This is a genomic window from Mediterraneibacter sp. 210702-DFI.3.120, assembly GCF_020561005.1.
GTDB classification, from domain to species: Bacteria; Bacillota; Clostridia; order Lachnospirales; family Lachnospiraceae; genus Mediterraneibacter; species Mediterraneibacter faecis.
In genome coordinates, this window is the sequence record NZ_JAJCNG010000051.1 from 1 (window position 1) to 3,120 (window position 3,120).

At 49.9% G+C, this 3,120-nt stretch carries 1 rRNA gene; it reads left to right on the forward strand.

The window, feature by feature from the left end:
- The first annotated feature begins 196 nt into the window (after nucleotides 1-196).
- Nucleotides 197-3,086, forward strand: a 23S ribosomal RNA gene (locus LI162_RS15020).
- Nucleotides 3,087-3,120 lie beyond the last annotated feature (34 nt).

Here is a 3,120-nt window from a genome sequence, read left to right on the forward strand (position 1 = left end):
TTATGTACCTTGAAAACTGCATATAGTAAAAATCAATAGATTTAGATAAATATCTAATCAAGACATCCGAGGTAATGTTAACAACATTAACTTACAGTCTGAAGAAAACAGACTTAAAATAAATTGACTATCACCAACGCATACAACGCTATGTATGTGTGGACATTATCCCATTCCCGTGGGATGAGGTCGAGTTGGTTATGCTGATAAGAGCGTATGGTGGATGCCTTGGCACTAAGAGCCGATGAAAGACGTGATAAGCTGCGAAAAGCTTCGGGGAGGAGCAAATATCCTTTGATCCGGAGATTTCTGAATGGGGAAACCTACTTGAGCAAACCTCAAGTATCCTTAAGCCAATACATAACTTAAGGAAGGGAACCCGGTGAACTGAAACATCTAAGTAGCCGGAGGAAGAGAAAACAACATGTGATTCTGTGAGTAGCGGCGAGCGAAAACGGAAGAGCCCAAACCAGCGTGCGTGCATGCTGGGGTTCGGACCGCGGAATTGATTCAACGAGTTTAGCAGAACGGTTTTGGGAAAGCCGGCCAGAGAGGGTGAAAGCCCCGTAAGCGAAAGACGAGTTGACATGGCGGGATCCAGAGTACCACGAGACACGTGGAACCTTGTGGGAAGATGCGGGGACCACCCCGTAAGGCTAAATACTACTTAGTGACCGATAGCGCATAGTACTGTGAAGGAAAGGTGAAAAGGACCCCGGGAGGGGAGTGAAAAAGAACCTGAAACCATATGTTTACAAGCTGTGGAAGAGCTTTATATGCTCAACCGCGTACTTTTTGTAGAACGGTCCGGCGAGTTACGCTGGCTGGCGAGGTTAAGGACTAAAGGTCCGGAGCCGAAGGGAAACCAAGTCTGAATAGGGCGCATAGTCAGTCGGAGTAGACCCGAAACCGGGTGATCTATCCATGTCCAGGTTGAAGTTGCCGTAAAAGGCAATGGAGGACCGAACCCACATCCGTTGAAAAGGGTGGGGATGAGGTGTGGATAGGGGAGAAATTCCAATCGAACCCGGAGATAGCTGGTTCTCCTCGAAATAGCTTTAGGGCTAGCCTCATACGAGTCTTGCGGAGGTAGAGCACTGAATTCCTAAGGGGGCGTCAAAGCTTACTAAGGGATATCAAACTCCGAATGCCGTGTAGATGATGTATGGGAGTCAGACGATCCGAGATAAGTTGGGTGGTCAAAAGGGAAAGAGCCCAGACCAACAGCTAAGGCCCCAAAATGTGTGTTAAGTGGAAAAGGATGTGGGATTTCGAAGACAACTAGGATGTTGGCTCAGAAGCAGCCATTCATTCAAAGAGTGCGTAATAGCTCACTAGTCGAGAGGTCCTGCGCCGAAAATGTCCGGGGCTAAAACACACTGCCGAAGCTTTGGAATTGAGAATTCAATTGGTAGAGGAGCATTCTTAAAGGGACGAAGCAGTACCGGAAGGAGCTGTGGACTTTTAAGAAGAGAGAATGCCGGAATGAGTAGCGAGAGGAAGGTGGGAATCCTTCCGGCCGAATATCTAAGGTTTCCAGAGTAAAGCTGATCTGCTCTGGGTAAGTCGGGGCCTAAGGCGAGGTCGAAAGACGTAGTCGATGGATAACAGGTTGAAATTCCTGTACTATCCTGTAACAGAACTGTGGGGACACAGGCAGAGAGCGTGAGCCGGGAATGGAAAGACCGGTACAAGCGAGGTAGGAGAAGAGTTGGCAAATCCGCTCTTTAATCTGAAGACGTGATGTGGACTGAAAATAAGTAGGGAAGCACGTGAGCTGACTGTCAAGAAAAGCCGCTATTGTTTGCAGGATACCCGTACCGTAAACCGACACAGGTGGATGAGGAGAGAATCCTAAGGCCGACGGGAGAAGCATTGTTAAGGAACTCGGCAAAATGACTCCGTAACTTCGGGAGAAGGAGTGCCAGTAAGATGGCCGCAGAGAATTGGCCCAAGCAACTGTTTAGCAAAAACACAGGTCTATGCAAAACCGAAAGGTGAGGTATATGGGCTGACGCCTGCCCGGTGCTGGAAGGTTAAGGGGAGAGGTTAGCGCAAGCGAAGCTTTGAACTTAAGCCCCAGTAAACGGCGGCCGTAACTATAACGGTCCTAAGGTAGCGAAATTCCTTGTCGGGTAAGTTCCGACCCGCACGAAAGGCGTAATGATTTGGGCACTGTCTCAACAATGCACCCGGTGAAATTGAAATACCAGTGAAGATGCTGGTTACCTGCGCCAGGACGGAAAGACCCCATGGAGCTTTACTCCAGCTTGATACTGGGATTCGGTATTGCATGTACAGGATAGGTGGGAGGCTAGGAAATGGTAACGCCAGTTGCCATGGAGCCAATGTTGGGATACCACCCTTGCAGTACTGGGTTTCTAACCAGCAGCCGTGATCCGGCTGGGGGACAATGTCAGGTGGGGAGTTTGACTGGGGCGGTCGCCTCCGAAAGGGTATCGGAGGCGCTCAAAGGTTCCCTCAGAATGGTTGGAAACCATTCGAAGAGTGCAAAGGCAGAAGGGAGCTTGACTGCGACACCGACGGGTGGAGCAGGTACGAAAGTAGGACTTAGTGATCCGGTGGTATAAAGTGGGATTGCCATCGCTCAACGGATAAAAGCTACCCTGGGGATAACAGGCTTATCACTCCCAAGAGTTCACATCGACGGAGTGGTTTGGCACCTCGATGTCGGCTCATCGCATCCTGGGGCTGAAGTAGGTCCCAAGGGTTGGGCTGTTCGCCCATTAAAGCGGTACGCGAGCTGGGTTCAGAACGTCGTGAGACAGTTCGGTCCCTATCCGGCGTGGGCGTAAGATATTTGAGAGGAGCTGTCCTTAGTACGAGAGGACCGGGATGGACTGGCCGCTGGTGTATCTGTTGTCTTACCAAAGGCATAGCAGAGTAGCCAAGCCGGGAAGGGATAAACGCTGAAGGCATCTAAGCGTGAAGCCCCCCTCAAGATGAGATATCTCATAACGTCAAGTTAGTAAGACCCCTTGAAGACGACGAGGTAGATAGGGCAGAGGTGGAAGTGTGGTAACACATGGAGCTGACTGTTACTAATAGGTCGAGGGCATAACCAAAGCAGTGATAGGTTTGGATGATGATGTTGGTTTT